The sequence below is a fragment of the Nocardia sp. NPDC004654 genome (genome assembly GCF_040609595.1).
In the GTDB taxonomy this organism is placed as follows: Bacteria; Actinomycetota; Actinomycetes; order Mycobacteriales; family Mycobacteriaceae; genus Nocardia.
In genome coordinates, this window is the sequence record NZ_JBEXKI010000006.1 from 520,648 (window position 1) to 541,368 (window position 20,721).

Consider the following 20,721-nt stretch of genomic DNA (forward strand, 5'->3'; position numbering starts at 1 on the left):
CTACTCCGCGACGATGATTCGGATTTCCTCGTCGGCGGCGTCGGTGGGTTCGCCCGGGATGACGAACCAGTGGGTGACTTCGCCGTCGGCGAGGTCGTCGGCGAGGTCGTCGGCCGTGGGGAGCACGGAGAGTGCGCCCGCGGTAGCCGTGGCGAGGAACTCCCAGAGGGCGGCGCGGCCCGCGGCGGCGGTGGTGAACGTCGTCGACTCGTAGTCGATGTCGTTCTCGTCGCGAATCCGCTCGCCCAGGTCGAGCGCCACGGTCTGGCTCAGCGCGACCGGCGCGGCGTCGACCAGCTCCACGAAGGCCGGGTGCTCCTCGCCGAGCGGGCGGACCCGATCGGCGTAGGACACCGGATGCCCTGCGGCCGCGGCCAGTTCGGTCTGGACCTGCGGATCGCTCGGCACCAGCCAGTTCACCGCGTCCGCGCCGTCCGGCGCCGAGCCGATACCGAAACCGGCTCCGGCCGCGGCGATCTCGTCCGCGCCGAGGCCCGAGGCGAACAGACAGGCGGCGCCCGCCTTCTGCACGGCCCAGCCGGCGACCACCGCGTCGACACCGCGCGGCAGCGCCACCGCGACGACGTCGCCCGGACCAGCGCCCCGCGCGATCAGCACCCGGGCCAGCTGCGAGGAACGCCGATCCAGCACATGGTAGGCGATCTCGGCGCCGTCGGCGAGCAGCGCGGGCGCCTGCGGATCCGCCTCGACGACCTCGGCGAGCACCTTGGCCACGGTCCGCGCGCCGACCCGGTTCGCCGACTCCGGCGCCGCGGCCGCCGAAGCGACGTGGGACTCGGCGAGCAGCCGGGCCCGTTCCTCGCTGTCCAGGATGTCGATGTCGCCGACCAGCCCCGACGGATCGCCGAGCAGCGACTCCAGCACCCGGACCAACCGGGTGGACAGCGTCTGCACCTCCTCGGCGGTGAACCGGCTGAGCAGGTATTCGAAGCTGATCTCCAGGATCGACTCGGCCGCCACCTTCAGCGACAGCGGGTAGTGCGTCGTGTTGCTGACGTCAACCCCGGTCACCGACATGCCGTCGATCGAGCTAGCCGCCGCGATCGCCTCGCGGTCGATCGGGTAGGACTCGAACACGTACAGCGTGTCGAACTGCGACCCGGCGCCCGCGGCCCGCTGGATGTCGGCGAGGCCGACGTAGTGGTGATCCAGCAGATCCGCCTGCTCGCGCTGCAACTGCCGCAGCTGCTCCTCGATGGTGGCGCGATCATCGATGCGCACCCGGACGGGCAGCGTGTTGATGAACAGGCCGACCATCGATTCGACGCCGGGCAGCTCCGCGGGCCTGCCCGACACCGTGGCGCCGAAGGCCACGTCCGAGCGACCGGTGAGCCTGCCGATCAGGATGCCCCAGGCCGCTGACACCAGGGTGTTCACCGTGATGCCGAGCTCCGCGCAGTGCTTGGTGAGCCTGCGGGTGCGGTCCGCGTCGAGGTGGGTGATCAGCTCGCCGGTCCGATAGTCCTCGGCCGAACGCGCCTGCGGGGCGAGTTCGGTCGGATCGTCGAGACCGTCGAACGCGCGCGACCAGGTCCGCAGCGAGGCGTCCAGGTCGCGGCCCGCCAGCCACTCCAGGAACGTCCGGTAGGACGCGACCTCCGGCAGCGCCGAGGCGTCGCCGTGCAGTGCGTACAGCACGAGCAGGTCCTGCATCAGCAGCGGCATCGACCAGCCGTCCAGCAGCACGTGATGGGTGCTGATGACGAGGTGCCAGTGGTCGGCGGCGGTGCGGTACAGGCTGTAGCGCACCAGCGGCGGAGCGGCCATGTCGAACCGCTGCGCCAGGTCCTCGGCCAGCCGCTTCCGCAGTTCCGCGTCCCGCTCGCCCTCGGGCACCCCGGTGAGATCCACCGTGCGCCAAGGCACCTCGACCCGGTCCATCGCGATCTGCACGGACTGCCCTGCGGCGTCGGTGACGAACGCGGTGCGCAGGTTCGGGTAGCGGTCCAGCAGCGCCTGCGCCGAGGCGCGCAGCCGCTCGGTGTCCACCTCGCCGGTGAGCTCGATGACGGCCTGCATGTTGTAGACGTCCACGGTGGTCGTGGTCATCTGCGCGTGGAAGAGCAGGCCGGACTGCAGCGGCGTGAGCGGCCAGACCTCGGTGAGGCCGGGATAGGTCCGCTCCCACAGCTCGATGTCGGCCTGGTCGACCCGCACCAGCGGCATGTCGGACGGCGTGTGGCCGCCCGCGCCGGGCCGACGCACGTGCGCGGCCAGCGCGGTCAGCGCGGACACCCAGAGCTCGCCGAGTTCGCCGACGCGCTCGGCCGTGAGCAGGCCGGTCGGGAAGGCGAACGACGCCACCAGCTCCGGACCGCCCGCACCGTCGAGCACCATCGCGTCGATGTCGAGCGCCGCGTCCGCGGGCCGGTCGTCGTCGGCGACGGTGGTGATCTCGGCGGGCAGCGAGCCCAGGAAGCGGAAGCCGACCTGCGCGGCGTCGGCCAGTCCGAGCAGACCGTGGCCGCGTCCGTGATCGGGCACGGCGAGCAGCTGCTCCTTGACCGATTTCACGATGCGGCCCAAGGCGTTTCCGCCAGCGAAGGCCTCGTCGAGGTCGGCGCCGTCGAGGTCGATCCGCACCGGGTGGGCGAGGTCGAACCAGCCGAGCGTGTGCGCCAGCTCCGCGCCACGGGCGGCGCGTGCGGCGCGGCCGTCGCCCGCGTGGCGGATCAGCGCGGCGGCGCCGTGCTGTTCGCCGCGCCAGCGCACCAGCGCCATGGCCAGCGCCGCGAGCAGGCCGTCGGCCGCCGCGCCGTGGTAGCGGGCGGGCACCGTGCTCAGTACCGCCTCGGTGACCTCGGCGGGCACGGTGACCCGCACCCGGTCCACGGTGGCCGCGGTGTCGATCGCCGGGTCGAGCGCCCGCGCGCCGAGCAGCGGCTCGGTGGTCGCCGAGATCTCCTGCCAGAACGTCAGTTCCGACTCGTGCGCGGCGGCGTCGTCGGCGGCCACACTGTGCGCCCAGCGCCGCAGCGTGGTGCCGGTGGCGGGCAGCTCGAGCGGCGCGTCGACGCCGAGCTGCTCGGCCGCGGTGGTCAGCTCGCCGAGCAGGACCCGCCAGGACCGCGCGTCCACCGTGAAACGGTGTGCCACGACCAGCAATTCGTCGGGGCGGTTGTCGGCGAAGGTGAACAGCACGAACTGCGCCATCACACCCTGGGCCGGATCGAGTCGATCGACCGCCGCGGCGCGTTCGGCCGCGAGCAGGTCGGCCAGATCGACGTTCTTCTCGACCCGGACCTCGCTGACCAGCGGCTCCACCTCGACACGATCGACGGCCTCGAACACCCAGCCGTCGCCGTCGGCGCGCAGCTTCGTGCGCAGCGCGTCGTGCCGGTCGAACAGGGCCTCGAGCGCGTCGAGCAGCGTGTACCAGTCGAGCGCGGTGGGCAGCGGCAGCAGCGCGGACTGCGCGTACCGCTGGAACGGCGCGCCACCGGCCAGCGCCGCCGCGACGGCGGGCGGCAGCGGCATCTCGCCGACACCGCCGCCGGGCAGTTCGGCGGGCTGCTCCCGCTCGGCCTGCGTGGCGGTCGCGATGGCCGCCAGCGCGGCGACGCTGCGCTGGTCGAACACGTCGCGCACGCTGAACTCGACGCCGAGCGCCTTGGCCCGCGAGACCAGCTGGATCGACAGGATGCTGTTACCGCCGAGCGCGAAGAAGTCGTCGTCGGCGCCGATGAGTTCGACGTCGAGGACGTCGCCGAACACGCCCGCCACGATCTGCTCGGCCGGGGTCACCGGCGCGCGGAACGCCGCCTTCTCGAAGGTCGGCTGCGGCAGCGCGTTGCGGTCCAGCTTGCCGTTCGCGTTCAGCGGCAAGGCGTCCAGCGCCATGAAGGCGCTCGGCACCATGTAGGACGGCAGCTCCGCGGACAGCGCGGACTGCAACTTGCGCTTGTCCAGTTCGCCGGTCTCCGGGTCGATTCCGGCCGCCGACGGCACGACGTAGGCGACGAGCCGATCGCCGAGGCCGGGATCGTTGTGCGCCAGCACCGCCGCGGCGGCGATGGCATCCTGCCGCAGCAGCGCGGCCTCGATCTCGCCGAGCTCGATGCGGAAACCGCGGATCTTCACCTGGAAGTCGGTGCGGCCCCGGTACTCCAGCTCGCCGTCGGCGTTCCAGGCGACCAGGTCACCCGTGCGGTACATCCGCGCGCCCGGCTCGCCGAACGGGTTCGCGACGAACCGTTCCGCGGAGAGATCCGGACGGGCGAAGTAGCCGCGCGCCAATTGCGCACCGGCCAAGTACAACTCGCCGGAGACGCCGACCGGAACCGGCCGCAGGCGCGAATCCAGCACGTAGACCTGGCTGTTCCACTCCGGCGCGCCGATCGACACCGAGAACTCGTCGGCATCGGTGACGGCGTGGTTGGTGATCGACACCGCCGCCTCGGTCGGACCGTACAGGTTGAACAGCCCGGCCGCGTTGCCGCGCCGGAACTTCTGCGCGGTCGCCGCGGGCAGCGCCTCACCGATGGCGAGGATGCGCCGCAGCGAATGCGGCATGCGCCCCTCGGATTCGGTGAGCAGCGCGTCGAGCATCGACGGAACCACATGCAACGTGGTCACACCCGTCGAACGCATCAGCTCGTTCAGGTACGCCGGGTCGCGGTGCCCGTCGGCGGTGGAGATCACCAAGCGACCACCACTGACCGCCGCGGACCAGAACTCCCACACCGACAGGTCGAACGTCGCCGCCGTCTTCAGCAGCACCACGTTCTCGCTGTCGAGACCGAATTCGTCCGACTTCCACAACAACTGGTTCACGATCGCCGCGTGCGGCACCGCCACACCCTTGGGCTGACCCGTCGAACCCGACGTGAAGATCACATACGCCGTATTCGCCGCAACCAGAACACCATTGCGCTCGGCGGCCGCGATCGGCGCGTCCGAGTAGCCGGACAGGTCCACCTCGTCGATCGCGACGGTCCGCGCCGCCTCGGTCTCGAACGCGTCCCGAGCCGTGGTCAGCACGCACACCGGAGCGGCCGTGCCGAGGATGTAGTCCACACGATCCACCGGCTGGTCCGGATCGATCGGCACGTACGCCGCACCGGCCTTGGCCACCGCGTACATCGCGATCACCAGATCCGCCGACCGGCGAATGGCCAACGCCACCCGATCCTCCGGACCCACACCACGACCGATCAGGTACCGCGCCAACCGGTTCACCCGAGCGTCCAGCTCGGCGTAGGTCAGCTGGGTCCGCTCGCCGGAAGCCGTGTCGGCGACCAGCGCGACCGTCCCCGGTGCGGCCTGGGCCACCGCGGCGTCGAGCAGCGACACCAGCGTGGCGTCGGTGTCCACGGGTCGCGCGGTGTCGTTCCACTTGCCGAGGATCCGCTCGGTCTCCGTCTCGGCGAGCAGGTCGATCTCGCCGACCGGAACCGTCACGTCCGCGATCACCGCGTCCAGCACCCGCACGAACCGGTCCGCGAAGCCCTGCACCGTGGCCTCGTCGAACAGGTCGGTGGCGTAACCGAATTCGGTGATGATCTCGGCCGGGGTGCCGTCGTCGGCGTACCGGTCGTAGAGCGTCACGTGCAGGTCGGTCTTGGCCAGCTGCGAGTTGAAGTTGACCGCGCTCACCTGGAGCCCGGGCAGCGTCAACGTGGTCTCGGCCAGGTTCTGGAAGGACAGGCCGATCTGGAACAGCGGGTTGCGCGCGGTGGAGCGCTCCGGGTTCAGCACCTCGACGAGGCGCTCGAACGGAACGTCGGCGTTGGCGAAGGCTTCCAGGTCGCGTTCGCGCACGTCGGCGAGCAGGTCGGCGAACCGGTCGCCCGGCCGCACGCCCGTGCGGAACACCAGCGTGTTGACGAACATGCCGATCAGGTCGTCGAGCTCGCGCTCACCGCGACCCGCGATCGGCGTGCCGACCGCGATGTCCTCGGTGCCGGAGAGCCGCGCCAGCAGCACCGCCAGCGCCGCGTGCACGACCATGAACAGCGAGGCGTTGTTGGCGCGCGCCAATTCGGCCAGTTCGGCGTGCCGCTGCGGCGAGAGTTCGAAACGCAGCGCCTTGCCGTGGAACGACTGCGCGGGCGGGCGCGGCCGGTCGGCGGGCAGCTCGAGCTGATCGGGCAGCCCGGCCAGCGCCTGCTTCCAGTAGGCGACCTGGCGTGCGGCCACCGACTCCGGATCGTCCTCGGAGCCGAGCACCGCGCGCTGCCACAGCGCGTAGTCGGCGTACTGCACCGGCAGCGGCGTCCACTGCGGTGCGTCGCCCGCGACCCTGGCGACGTAGGCCGCCATCAGGTCGCGCGCGAGCGGACCCATCGACGCGCCGTCCGCCGACACGTGATGCACGACGAACGCGATCACGTGCTCCTGCTCGGAGATGCGGAACAGCGCGACAGCCAGCGGCACCTCGGTGGTGACGTCGAAGGTGGTCATGGCGAACGCGATGACCCGCCCGATCAGCTCCGACTCGTCGATCTGGACCGGGTCCAGCTGCGGCAGGTTCACCGGCAGGATCACCTGGTGCGGCCCGTCCGCCGAGCTCGGGTAGGTGGTGCGCAGCACCTCGTGGCGGGCGAACACATCGCCGATCGCCTGCTCCAGCGCCCGCACGTCGAGCGCGCCGGAGAGCCGGACGGCCAGCGGGATGTTGTCCACCGCCGAAGTGGCCGTGTCGAACTGGTTGAGGAACCAGTACCGAGCCTGCGCGGGCGAGAGCGGAATCCGCTCGGGCCGCTCGGCGGCGGTCAGTTCCGGACGCGTCCGGCCGGAGCCCGCGATGCGCTCGACGCGGGTCGCCAGCGCGGCCACGGTGGACGCCTCGAACAGGTCGCGCACCGCGAGCTGGGTGTCCAGCGCCGCGCCGAGACGCGCGGTCACCTGGGTGGCGACCAGCGAGTTGCCGCCCAGCTCGAAGAAGTCGTCGTCCAAGCCGACCCGCGCGACGCCGAGCACGTCGCCGAAGGTGTTCGCCACGATCTCCTCGATCGGCGTCGAGGGGGCGCGGAAGGCCTTGACCTCGAACACCGGCGCGGGCAGCGCCTTGCGATCCAGCTTGCCGGAGGCGTTCAGCGGGAACTCGTCGAGCACCACGAACGCCGAGGGCACCATGTACGCGGGCAGCTCGCCGCCCAGCTGGGAACGCACGGACTCGACGTCGATCGCCTGACCGTTGTCCGCGATGACGTAGCCGACCAGCTGGTCGCCGAGGCGCTCGTCCGAGCGCACGACCACGACCGCCTGGGCGATCGCATCCAGCGCGGTGAGCGCGGCCTCGATCTCGCCGAGCTCGATGCGCAGACCGCGTAGCTTCACCTGGAAGTCGGTGCGGCCCAGGTATTCCAGCTCGCCACGCTTCGTCCAGGTGACCAAGTCACCGGTGCGGTACATCCGCTCGCCGTCGGCGAACGGGTTGGCCACGAAGCGATCCGAGGTCAGGTCCGGCCGCGCCACGTAACCGCGCGCCAGCTGGACACCGGCCAGATACAGCTCGCCCGCGACGCCGACGGGAACCGGGTGCAGGCGCGAATCCAGCACGTACACCTGGGTGTTGAACACCGGCGCGCCGATCGGCACCGACACCACGTCGTCCTCGGTGACCTCGTGATAGGTCACGTCGACCGCGGCCTCGGTCGGGCCGTACAGGTTGTGCAGACGGGCGCCGGTCAGCTCCTGGAGACGCTGCGCCGTCACCGCGGGCAGCGCCTCGCCGGAGGCGAAGACGTTGCGCAGGCTGGTGCACTCGTCCGCGCGCTCCTCGGCGACGAACACCGACATCATCGACGGCACGAAGTGCGCCGTGGTGACCCGCTCCCGCTTGATGACCTCGACCAGGTAGCCCGGATCGCGGTGGCCGTCCGGCTTGGCGACCACCAGTCGCGCGCCGATCTGCAAGGGCCAGAAGAACTCCCACACCGACACGTCGAACGTCGCGGGGGTCTTCTGCAGCACCACGTCGGTGCCGTCCAGCCCGTACTCGGACTGCATCCACACCAGGCGGTTGACGATCGCGTCGTGCGAGACGCCGACACCCTTCGGACGACCCGTCGAACCCGACGTGAAGATCACGTAGGCGGTGTTCGTCGGACGCAGCGGCGCGCGGCGCTCGGCGTCCGACACGGGCGCGTCGTCGTAGGCCGACACGTCGAGCGTGTCGATCTCCAGCGCGGCGACCGAGCCGGAGTCGAAGCCGTCCCGCGAGGTGGTCAGCACGCACACCGGGTCGGCCAGGTCGAGCACGTAGTGGGTGCGTTCGGCCGGGTGATCCGGATCCAACGGCACGTACGCACCGCCCGCGACGCTCACCGCGTACATGCCGACGACCAGGTCGAGCGAGCGGCGCATGCCGAGCGCGACCAGCGTGTCCGGTCCGACACCCGAGGCGATCAGATGCCGCGCCAAACGATGCACGCGAGAAGCGAACTCGGCGTAGGACAGACTCGTCCCCTCGAACGTCAACGCGATCGCGTCGGGCGTCCGCGCCGCCTGCGCCTCGAACATCGACACCAGGGTCGCGTCCGTGTCGACACGGTGCGCCGTGTCGTTCCACGTCCGCACGACGGTGGCGCGCTCGCTCGCGTCGAGCAGCTCGACGTCGCCGAGCACCACGGCCGGGTCCGCGACCACAGCGTCCAGCATCCGGACGAGACGCTCGGCGAACGAGGCCACCGTCGCGCCGTCGAACATGTCGGTGGCGTAGGCGATCTCGGCCTTCATGCCCTCGGCGGCGGAGCCGGTGAAGTTCAGGTGCAGATCGAACTTCGCGGTCACCACGTCCAGCGGCACGCCCGAGACCTCGAGGCCGGGCAGCTCGAAGGTGGTCTCGCCGGTGTTCTGGAACGAGAGCATCACCTGGAACAGCGGGTGCCGTGCCTGCGAACGCGCCGGGTTCAGCAGCTCGACGAGCCGCTCGAAGGGCAGGTCCGCGTGCCCGAACGCGGCGAGGTCGGTTTCCCTTGTCCGCGTGAGTAGTTCGGCGAACGGCTGGGCCGGGTCGACGGCGCTGCGCAGCACGAGCGTGTTGACGAACATGCCGATGGCGTCGTCGAGCACGGCCTCGCCGCGGCCCGCGACCACGGTGCCGATGGCGATGTCGTCGCTGCCGGACAGGCGTCCGAGCAGCGCCGCGAACGCCGCGTGCACCACCATGAACAAGCTCGCGCCGTGCTCGCGCGCCAGCGCCTCGGAGGCCTGTGCCAGCTCGGCGGAGAGCTCGAACTCGTAGACCCCGCCGCGGTTGGACGCGACGGCCGGACGCTTGCGGTCCGACGGCAGGTCGAGCTGGTCGGGCAGACCGGCCAGGTTCTGCGACCAGTAGGCGACCTGCGCCGCGATCAGCGAGTCCGGATCGTCCTCGGAGCCGAGCGTCTCGCGCTGCCACAGCGCGTAGTCGGCGTACTGCACCGGCAGCGGCGCCCAGCCGGGCGCCTCGCCGCGCGAGCGCGCCGCGTAGGCGACCATCACGTCGCGGGCCAGCGGGCCGACCGACCAGCCGTCACCCGAGACGTGATGCACCACGAAGACCAGCACATGCGTGTCCGGCTGGGAGCCGTCCATCGAACCGGCGATACGGAACAGCGCGGCGCGCACCGGCACGGCGGCGGTGACGTCGAATCCGGCGAGCACCAGCTCGCTGATGCGCTCCTGAATCTCGGTCTCCGACACCACGATCGGGGTCAGGTCCAGGTTCTCCTGGCCCGCGGGCAGCACGACCTGCACGCCCTGGCCGTCGGCGGTCTCCGGGTACACGGTGCGCAGCACCTCGTGCCGGTCGACCACGTCGGCGACCGCCCTGCGCAGCGCGTCGGTGTCCAGTGCGCCGGTGAGCCGGACCGCGAGCGGGATGTTGTTGACCGCGGTCTGGTTGTCGAAGCGGTTGAGGAACCACATCCGCTGCTGCGCGAGCGACAGCGGGATCTGTTCCGGACGCGGACCGGCGACCAGTTCGCGCCTGCGCCCGCTGCCCGCCTTCGCCGCGGTGCGCGCGGCGAGCGCGGCCACCGTGGGCGCCTCGAACAGCTCGCGCACGGCGAGGTCGGCGTCGACCGCCTCGTTGATCCGCGCGACGACGCGGGTCGCCAGCAGCGAGTTGCCGCCGAGGGCGAAGAAGTCGTCGTCCAGACCGACTTCCTCGACGCCGAGCAGCTCGGCGAACACCGTGGCGACGGCCTGCTCGATCGGCGTGCTCGGTGCGCGGAACGTCGCGGTGCTGACGAACTCCGGCTCCGGCAACGCGCGCCGGTCCAGCTTGCCGTTCGGGGTGAGCGGCAGGGTGTCGAGCACCACGATGGCGTCCGGAACCATGTACGCGGTCAGGAACTCCGCGACCGCCTCGCGCAGCGCGACCGGGTCGACCGCGGCGCCGGTCTCGGGCACCACGTAACCGACGAGGCGGTCGCCCGCGTGCTCGTCGGCGCGGACCATGACCACGGCTTGACGCACGCCTTCGCAGCGGACCAGCGCCGACTCGATCTCGCCGAGCTCGATGCGGAAGCCGCGCAGCTGCACCTGCTGGTCGCTGCGGCCCGCGTATTCGAGGTTGGCCGCGTCGCCGGTGCCGAACCAGCGACCGACGTCACCGGAGCGGTACATCCGGGAACCGGGCTCCCCGAAGGGGTTCGCCACGAAACGCGTCGCGGCCAGGCCCGGCCTGCCGAGGTACCCGCGCGCCAGCTGCGCGCCGGTCACGTAGATCTCGCCCGCGACGCCGACCGGCGCGGGGGCCAGGCGGTTGTCGAGCACGAAGGCGCTCAGGCCGGGCAGGGCGCGGCCGATGACGCTGGCCGGGTTGTCGACGTCCTGGTCGTCCAGGGCCAGGAACGACACGTGCACCGTGGTCTCGGTGATGCCGTACATGTTCACCAGGCGCGGCGCGTCCGCCGGATGGCGTTCGTACCAGCGGCGCAGCTGCCGCAGGTCGAGCGCCTCACCGCCGAAGATGACGTGGCGCAGCGCGAATTCACCGTTGTCGTCGGCGGCGCTCGCCGCCCGGTCGGCCTCCACCAGCTGGTAGAACGCCGACGGCGTCTGGTTCAGCACGGTGACCCGGTCGCGAACCAGCAACTCGCGGAACAGCTCCGGCGAACGCGAGGTCAGGTAGTCGACGACGACCACCGAACCGCCGTAGGCCAGCGCGCACCACAGTTCCCACACCGAGAAGTCGAAGGCGAACGAGTGGAACAGCGTCCACACGTCGGACTCGTCGAAGCCGAACAGCGGCTGGGTGTTCGCGAACAGCTCCACCGCGTTGCGGTGCGAGACGCCGACGCCCTTGGGCACACCGGTCGAACCGGAGGTGTAGATGACGTAGGCGAGGTTGTCCTGGCGCAGCGGCCGGACGCGGTCGGCATCGGTGACCGGCGCGTCGGACTCGTCCGCGGTCCGCTCGACCAGCAGCAGCGGAAGATCGCCAGCCGGAACGGCTTCCGCGTCCGCGGCGGTGGTCAGCACGCACACCGGCGCCGCGTCGGCGAGGGTGAACTCGAGCCGCTGCACCGGGTAGGTGGTGTCGATCGGCACGTAGGCCGCGCCGGTCAGCAGCACCGCGTACAGCGCGATCGGCAGTTCCTCGGTGCGCGAAACAGCCACCGCCACCTTGGATTCCGGCCCGACGCCGAGCCCGATGAGCGCACGCGCGATCCGGTTGGCCCGGCGCTCGAACTCGCCGAAGGAGACCGCGGTCTCGCCGAAGCGAATCGCCGGTGCGTCCGGACGACGCCGCGCCTGCGCGCCGATCAGGTCGACCAGCGTGGCCGCGGGCGCCTCGACGCCCTCGGTGTTCCATTCGCGCAGGACCAGTTCGCGCTCACCGTCGGCGAGCAGGTCGATATCGCCGACCACCACGCTCGCGTCCGCCGAGACCGCGCCGAGGACGCGCAGCAGGCGATCCGCGAAACCGCGGACCGTGCTCGCGTCGAAAAGGTCGGTCGCGAAGCTGAATTCGGCCGACATACCCTGCGGTCCGCCGTCCGCGCCGAGCTTCTCCTCCAGCGTCAGCTGTAGGTCGAACTTGGCCAGCGGCACGGCCATGTCCACGCCCGACACCGTCAGGCCCGGCAGTTCCAGCGCGGTCGGCGCGGTGTTCTGGAAGGTCAGCGCGACCTGGAACAGCGGGTGCCTGCCCGGCGAACGCACCGGGTCGAGCACCTCGACCAGGCGCTCGAACGGCACGTCGGCGTGACCGAAGGCGTCCACGTCGACCCGCCGCACGGTGCGCAGCAGTTCCTCGAACGCGACGCCGGGCTCGATCTCGGTGCGCAGCACGAGCGTGTTGACGAACATGCCGATCAGATCGTCGAGCGCGCGCTCACCGCGGCCCGCGATCGGGGTGCCGATGGCGATGTCCGACGTGCTGGACAGGCGCGCGAGCAGCACCGCGAGCGCGGCGTGCACGACCATGAACAGCGTCGAATTGTGCTGCTGGGCCAGCGCGCGCAGGGCCGCGTGCACCTCGGGGTCCACGGTGAAGGCCACCGTGTCGCCGCGGTTGGAGGCGGTCGCGGGCCGCGGGCGATCGGCGGGCAGATCCAATTGCTCGACCAGCCCGGCCAATTCGTTCTTCCAGAACTCGATCTGACCGGAGATCAGCGAGTCCGGGTCGTCCTCGGCGCCGAGCACCGCGCGCTGCCACAGCGCGTAGTCGGCGTACTGCACGTCGAGCGGACGCCACGCGGGCTCGTCGCCGTCGACGCGCGCGCTGTAGGCGATCATCACGTCCCTGGTCAGCGGCCCCATGGAGAAGCCGTCTGCCGAGATGTGGTGCACCACCAGCGCGAGCACGTGCTCGGTGGGGCTGATCTCGAACAGGCTGGCGCGGAACGGCACCTCGGCGGTGACGTCGAAGGCGGTCAGCACGACCTCGGCAAGACGCTGCGGCAGTTCGGCTTCGGTGATGTCGATCGGCGAGAGATCCGGGATCACCTGCGCGGTCGGCACGATCTGCTGGTAGCCGACGCCACCGACCTCGGGGTAGTACGTGCGCAGCGACTCGTGCCTGGCCAGCACGTCAGCGACCGCGACCTGCAGAGCCTGCCGGTCGAGCAGACCGGACAGCCGCACGGCGGCCGGGATGTTGTCGGCCGCGGCGGCCGCGGAGTGTTCGCCGCCGCCGCCCATGTTGAACCGGTTGAGGAACCACATGCGCTGCTGGGCCAGCGAGAGCGGCACCCGCTCGGGCCGCCGCTGCGCGACCAGCGCCGCACGCGCGCCCGCGCCCGCCTTCGACTCGGTCCGCGCCGCCAGCGCCGCCACGGTCGAGGCTTCGAACAGCTCGCGCACGCCGAGTTCGGTCTCCAGCGCCACGGACAGCCGCGCCGCCACTTGGGTGGCGCTGAGCGAGTTGCCGCCGAGCGCGAAGAAGTCGTCGTCCAGGCCGACCCGATCGAGGCCGAGCACGTCGGCGAAGGTGCGCGCGACGATCTCCTCCACCGGCGTGGTCGGCGCGCGGAACACCGCGGCCTCGAACACCGGCGCGGGCAGCGCCTTGCGATCCAGCTTGCCGGAGGCGTTGAGCGGGAACTCGTCGAGCACCACGACCAGCGCGGGCACCATGTAGGCGGGCAGCTGCCTGCCGAGGTCCTCGCGCACCACGTCGCCGTCGACGCGCGCGTTCGGCGCGGCCACGACGTAGGCCACCAGCTGATCGCCGGTGCGCTGGTCGCCGCGCACCACGACCACCGACTGCGCGATCTCGTCCAGCGCGGTGAGCGCCTGCTCGATCTCGCCGAGCTCGATGCGCAGACCGCGCAGCTTCACCTGGAAGTCGGTGCGGCCGAAGTACTCCAGCTCGCCGTCGGCGGTCCAGGCCACCAGGTCACCGGTACGGTACATGCGCTGTCCGTCGGCGAACGGGTTGGCCACGAAGCGATCCGCGGTCAGGTCCGGCCGGGCCACATAGCCGCGCGCCAGCTGGGTACCCGCGAGATACAGCTCACCCGCGACACCCACCGGAGCGGGCCGCAGCCGCGAATCCAGCACGTACACCTGGGTGTTGAACACCGGGGCGCCGATCGGCACGGTGTCGGTGTCGGCCTCGGTCACCCGGTGATAGGTGACGTCGACCGCGGCCTCGGTCGGGCCGTACAGGTTGTGCAGTTCCGCGCCGGTCAGCTCGCGCAGGCGGTGCGCGGGCTTGGGCGGCAGCGCCTCACCGGAGGCGAACACCATGCGCAGCGTGTCGCAGCGGGCCGCGGCGGCGTCGGCCACGAACACCGCGAGCATGGACGGCACGAAGTGGGTGACGGTGACCCGCTCGGTCGCGATGACCTCGGCCAGGTAGGCCGGGTCGCGGTGGCCGTCCGGCTTGGCGACGACCAACCGCGCGCCGATCTGCAAGGGCCAGAAGAACTCCCACACCGACACGTCGAAGGTGGCGGGCGTCTTCTGCAGGACCGCGTCGGACTCGGTGAGCCCGTACTCGGACTGCATCCACACCAGGCGGTTGACGATCGCCGCGTGCGAGACAGCGACACCCTTCGGGCGGCCGGTCGAGCCGGACGTGAAGATCACGTACGCGGTGTTCGACGGACGCAGCGGCGCCCGGCGCTCGGCGTCGGTCACCGGCGCCTCGGACACACCGGACAGGTCGAGCAGATCGATGCGCACCTGCGCGGTGTCGATCTCCAGGTCGCTGCCCGAGGTCAGCACACACACCGGATCGGCCGTGGCCAGAATGTATTCCGTGCGCTCGGCCGGGTGATCCGGGTCGAGCGGCACGTACGCGCCGCCCGCGACGGTGACGGCGTACATGCCGACGACCAGGTCGATCGAGCGCCGCATGCCGAGCGCCACCGAGGACTCCGGGCCGACGCCGCGTTCGATGAGCCAGCGCGCCAGGCGGTAGACCCGGCCAGCGAACTCGGCGTAGGACAGACTCGTCCCCTCGAAGGTCACCGCGGTCGCGTTGGGCGTCTCGGCCAGCTGCGCCTCGAACTTCGACACCAGCGTCGCCGCCGCGTCGACCTCGTGCGCGGTCTCGTTCCAGCCGGACACCACGAGCTCGCGCTCGGCGGTGTCGAGCAGCTCGATATCACCAACGGCCACACCGGAATCGGCGGTGATCGCGGACAGCACGCGGACCAGGCGGTCGGCGATGCGGCGCACGGTCTGCTCGTCGAACAGGTCGCGCAGGTAGCCCGCGCGGATGCGCAGGCGCGAATCCAGCTGAGCGATCAGCGTCAGCGGGTAGTGCGTCGCGTCGGCGGCCTCCAGGTCGGCCACGGCCATGCCGTCGATGTCGGCGGCTTGGGAGCGCAGGCCTTCGGCGTCCACCGGGTAGGACTCGAACACGACCAGGGTGTCGAACAGGCCGCCGACGCCCGCGGCGGACTGGATGTCGGCCAGTCCGATGTAGTGGTGGTCGAGCAGGTCGGCCTGCTCGCCCTGGGTGCGGGTCAGCAGTTCGCGCGCGGACTCCGCGGGATCGAAGCGCACCCGCACCGGGACGGTGTTGATGAACAGACCCACCATGGATTCCACGCCGGACAGCTGCGCAGGGCGGCCGGAGACGGTGGTGCCGAACAGCACGTCCTCCGAGCCGGTCGTGCGGCCGACCAGGATGCCCCAGGCCACCTGCAGCACCGTGTTCGGGGTGACGCCCAGCGAGCTCGCCAGCGCGGTCAGGCGCGCGGTCGCGGCCTCGTCGAGGTCGAACAGGTACTCGCCGGAGAGCGCGGTGATCTCCCGGCCCGCGTCGGGGCGCGCGAGCAGCGTCGGCTCGCTCACCCCGCGCAGCGCCGTCGACCAGGCGGCCAGCGAGGCCGAATGATCTTGGCGCGCGGTCCATTCCAGGAAGTGCCGGTAGGAGCGCACCGCGGGCAGCGCGCTGGCGTCGGCGTGCACCGCGTAGAGCACGATCAGGTCGCGCATCAGCAGCGGCATCGACCAGCCGTCGAGCAGAATGTGGTGGTTGGACACCACGAACTGCCAACGATCCTGCGCGACCTGGATCAGCGTGAAACGGATCAGCGGCGGCGCGGTGAGGTCGAACCGCTGCATGCGGTCGGCCTCGATCAGGTCGGCGGCCGAACCGGTTTCGGTCCGGTCGTGCTCGGCCCAGGCGACGCGCACGCTGTCGAGCACCACCTGCACCGGGTTGCCGTCGGCGTCGCTGACGAACGCGGTGCGCAGGTTCTCGTAACGGTCGACCAGCGCCTGCGCGGCCGCCCGCAACCGGGCCGCGTCGACGCGGCCGGTGAGGGTGAGCACGGCCTGCGCGGTGTAGACGTCCACCGAGCTGGCGGCGAGGCGGGCGTGGAAGAGCAGACCCGCCTGCAGCGCCGAGAGCGGCCACACGTCGGCCAGCGCCGGGAAGCGCCGCTCCCAGCCCTCGATGTCGCGCTGGCTCGCGCGAACCAGGGCGAAGTCGGACGGGGTGTGCCCGCCCGCCTCGGCCGAGTTGGCGTGCCGGGCAACCGCGTCCAGGGCGGTGGTCCACAGCTCGGCGAACTCGCGCACCTCGGCGGCGTCGAGCAGCGTCGACGGGTAGCCGATGTTCGCGGTCAGCTTGTCGCCGACCACGATCGCGTTGACGTCCAGCGGGGCCATCGCGGGCATGTCGGCGTCGTAGGCGCCGCCGAGCGCGCCGAGTTCCGGCGCGGGAGTCCAGCCGAAGCCGCGCAGGGCCTCGGGCACGTCGCTGTCGGAGACGCGGCCCAGGTAGTTGAAGCTGACCTGGCCGGGCAGCTGCGCGGGCAGCTCCGCGGCGGTGCGCCGGTTGAGGTAGCGCAGCAGGCCGTAGCCGATGCCCTTGTCCGGCACCGCGAGCAGCTGCTCCTTGACCGCCTTCACGGCCTTGGACAGCGCGGGACCGCCCGCGAGGGCGGCGTCCACGTCGACGCCGGTCAGGTCCAGCCGCACCGGGAAGATGGCGGTGAACCAGCCGACGGTGCGGGACAGATCGGCGCCGGGGACGACGTCTTCCTCGCGGCCATGGCCTTCCAGGCGGATCAGCAGCGCGTCGTCGGTGCGCGCGCCCGCCCGGCTGGCCCGCCACTTCGCGGTCGCCAGCGCGAGCGCGGTGAGCAGACCGTCGTTCACGCCGCCGTGGAACAGCGCGGGCACCGTGGTGAGCAGTGCCTTGGTGGTCTCGGCGGAGACCTCGACCTGAACCTTCTCGATCGCGCCGGAGACGTCCACCGCGGGATCCATCGGACGCGCGGTCAGCAGCGGATCGGGGGTGTCGGTCACAGCCCGCCAGTAGTCGAGTTCGCCGACCCGCGAAGCGCTTTCGGCCTCGCGCTCCAGCGCGTGCGCCCAGGCCCGCATCGACGTCGCCGGAGCCACCAGCTCGGGCTGCTGCCCGGCGGTGAGCTGGCCCCAGGCGGCGACGAAGTCCGGCACCAGGATGCGCCACGAGACGCCGTCGACCACCAGGTGATGGGCGACCACGATCAGGCGGCCCATCCGGCCGCCTTGCGCGGGATCGAGCCAGACGAACCGCACCACGACACCGGCCGCCGGATCCAGTCGGTCCAGCGCGGAATCCAGTGCGGCGGAGGCGATGTCGAGCAGTTCGGCATCGGTGGCCGCGGCCGGGAACTCGACGCGCTCGATCAGCGCGTCCACGTCCACGGCGCCGGGCTCGGCGGTCCGCACCACCCAGTCGTCGCCCTCGCGGGAGAGCCGGGCGCGCAGCATGTCGTGCCGGTCGATCACCGCGCCGACGGTCGTCGCGATGCCCGCGCGGTCGATGCCGAGCGGCAGCTCCAGCGCGAGGGTCTGGTTGAACCGGCCGAAGGAGCCCGGGCGCTCGGCCATGAACCGCACCACCGGGGTGAGCGGCATGTCACCGACGCCGCCGCCGGGCAGTTCGGCGAGCGCGGCGACGGCGGGCGCCGAAGCGTCGGCCGTCTCGGCGACCGCGGCCAAGCCCGCGACGGTCTTCTGCTCGAAGACGTGCCGCGGCGTGAACACCACGCCGCGCGCCTTCGCCCGCGAGACCAGCTGGATCGAGACGATGCTGTCGCCGCCGAGCGCGAAGAACGAGTCGTCGACGCCGACCCGCTGCACGCCGAGCACCTCGGCGAACACCTCGGCGATGACCTGCTCGACCGGCGTGCGGGCGGCGCGGAACACCACCTCGGTCGCGAACACCGGCTCCGGCAGCGCCTTGCGGTCCAGCTTGCCGACCGGGGTCAGCGGCACCCGGTCGATCACCATGATCGAGGAGGGCACCATGTAGGCGGGAAGCCGGTCCTCGACGTGCGCGGTGAGCGTCGCGACATCGATGGAATGTCCTTGCGCGGCCACCACGTACGACACCAGCGACACCGCGCCCGCGGCGTTCTTGTGGCCGACGGTGACCGCGAAGTCGACGGTCTCGTGCGCCGCGAGGGCCGCGTCGATCTCGCCGAGCTCGATGCGGAAACCGCGGACCTTCACCTGGAAGTCGGAGCGGCCCACGTACTCGACCTCGCCGGTGCGAGTCCAGCGGACCACGTCACCGGTGCGGTACATGCGCTCGCCGTCGACGTACGGGTTGGCCACGAAACGTTCGGCCGTCAGGCCGGGGCGGGCGTGGTAGCCGCGCGCCAGCTGGACGCCCGACAGATACAGCTCACCCGCGACACCCACCGGAACGGGTCTGAGCTGGGCGTCCAGGATCAGCGACCGCATGCCCCGGATCGGTCCGCCGATGGTCACTGTCTCGCCGACCACCAGCGGATCGCTGATGTTGGTCATGATGGTGGTCTCGGTCGGGCCGTAGCCGTTGTGGAACGCGCGCAGCGCGCCGCCCTCGCCGAGCGGCACGGCCCACTTCGCGACCAGCTCCGGCGGGCAGGCCTCGCCGCCCGCGACCAGCACACGCAGCGTGTCCAGGCCGCTCGGGTCGAAGGTGGCCAGCGCGGCCGGGGTGATGAACGCGTGCGTGACCCGCTCGCCGCGAATCAGCTCGGACAGCTCCTCGCCGCCGTACACGCCCGGCGGCACCACGACCAGCGCGCCGCCCGCGCCCACCGCGAGCAACAGCTCGAGGATCGAGGCGTCGAAGCTGGGCGAGGCGAAATGCAGTGCGCGCGAATCGGAGTCGAGGCGGTAGCGCTCGATCTGCTCGGCGCTGAAGTTGGCCAGACCCGCGTGCGTCACGACGACGCCCTTGGGCACACCGGTGGAACCGGAGGTGTAGATGACGTAGGCCGGGTGCTCCGGACGCACCGGGCGGACCCGGTCGGCGTCGGTGATCGGACCGCCGTCGAAACCGTCCAGCGCGAGGTCCTCGAGCACCAGCCAGCGCGCCGACTCGGGCAGACCTTCCCGCACCGCGGTGACCGTGATGCCAAGGGGTGAACCGGAATCGGTGACCATGTGCGCGATGCGCTCGGCCGGATAGTTCGGGTCCACCGGCACGAACGCGGCGCCGGTCTTGGACACCGCCCACGCGGCGAACACCGAGTCCGCCGAACGCGGAACGCCGACCGCGACCAGGTCTTCCGCGCCGATGCCTTCGGCGATCAGCAAGCGGGCCAAGCGGTTCGAGCGTTCGTCGAGTTCGGCGTAGGAGAGAGTTGTCCCCTGGAACACGACCGCGGGCGCGTCCGGGTTGTGCGCGGCGGCCTCGGCGAGCAGCTCGGGCAGCGTGCGCGGCGGCACCGCGGGTGCGCCGGTGCGCGCGACGAGATCGGCCAGTTCGGCCGCGTCGAGCACGTCGACGGCGCCGACCGTGACGGCCGGATCGGCCGCGACGGCGGTGAGCACGCGCACCCAGCGGTCCACGATCTCCCGCGCGGTCGATTCGTCGAACAGCTCGGTGGCGTAGGTCAGCGCGAGCGTCATGCCCGCGACGCCGTTACCGGCCACCGCATCGTTCTCCGACAGCGTGAACTGTAGGTCGAAACGCGCCACGTTCTCTTCGAGATCGAGCGCGGAGACCGAAAGACCCGGCAGTTCCAACGCGGTCCGGTCCAGGTTCTGGAAGGCCAGCATCACCTGGAACAGCGGGTTGCGCGACTGCGAACGCTCCGGCGCGAGCAGCTCGACGAGGCGCTCGAACGGCACGTCGGCATTGCCGTAGGCGTCCAGGTCGGTCTTGCGGACGCGGTCGAGCAGTTCGGTGAACGATTCGCCGTTGTCGATGCCGGTGCGCAGCACCAGCGTGTTGACGAACATGCCGACGAGGTCGTCGAGCGCCTGTTCGCCACGGCCCGCGATCGGCGTGCCGACCGCGATGTCGTCGCCGCCGGACAGGCGCGCGAGCAGCACGGCGAGCGCGCTGTGCATGACCATGAACAGCGAAGCGCCGCTGGCGCGGGCGATCTCGTCGAGCGCCGCGATCAGCTCACCGCGAAGCTCGTGATGCAGCGTCGCGCCGCGATGCGAGGCGATCGCCGGACGCGGGCGGTCGGTCGGCAGCGCCAGCTCGTCCGGCACGCCGTCGAGGGCGCGCTGCCAGTACGCCACCTGGCGGGCCAGCAGCGAATCCGCGTCGTCCTCGGAACCGAGGACCTCGCGCTGCCAGACCGCGAAATCGGCGTACTGCACCGCGAGCGGCGACCAGCCGGGCGCGCTGTCCTGGGTGCGAGCCGTGTAGGCCAGCATGACGTCGCGGGTCAGCGGGCCCATGGAGAAGCCGTCGGCGGCGATGTGGTGCACGACGACGACGAGCACGTGCTCGTCCGGTCCCGCGGCGTACAGCCTGGTGCGCAGCGGAACTTGTTCGGCCACGTCGAATCCCGCGGTGACGAACTCGGTCACCGCGCCGAGCAGCTCGGCCTGCGGCACCGCGACCGGGTGCAGGTC

At 71.5% G+C, this 20,721-nt stretch carries 1 protein-coding gene (only partly in view); it reads right to left on the reverse strand.

The features are described 5' to 3' along the window. On the reverse strand, positions 1–20,721 hold the 3' portion of the coding sequence (locus tag ABZV58_RS22945) for a non-ribosomal peptide synthase/polyketide synthase (RefSeq protein ID WP_355002171.1). 16,365 nt of this gene lie beyond the right edge of the window; 20,721 of the gene's 37,086 nt are visible here — the last part of the coding sequence; its start codon lies beyond the right edge, outside the window; it ends in the stop codon at positions 1–3.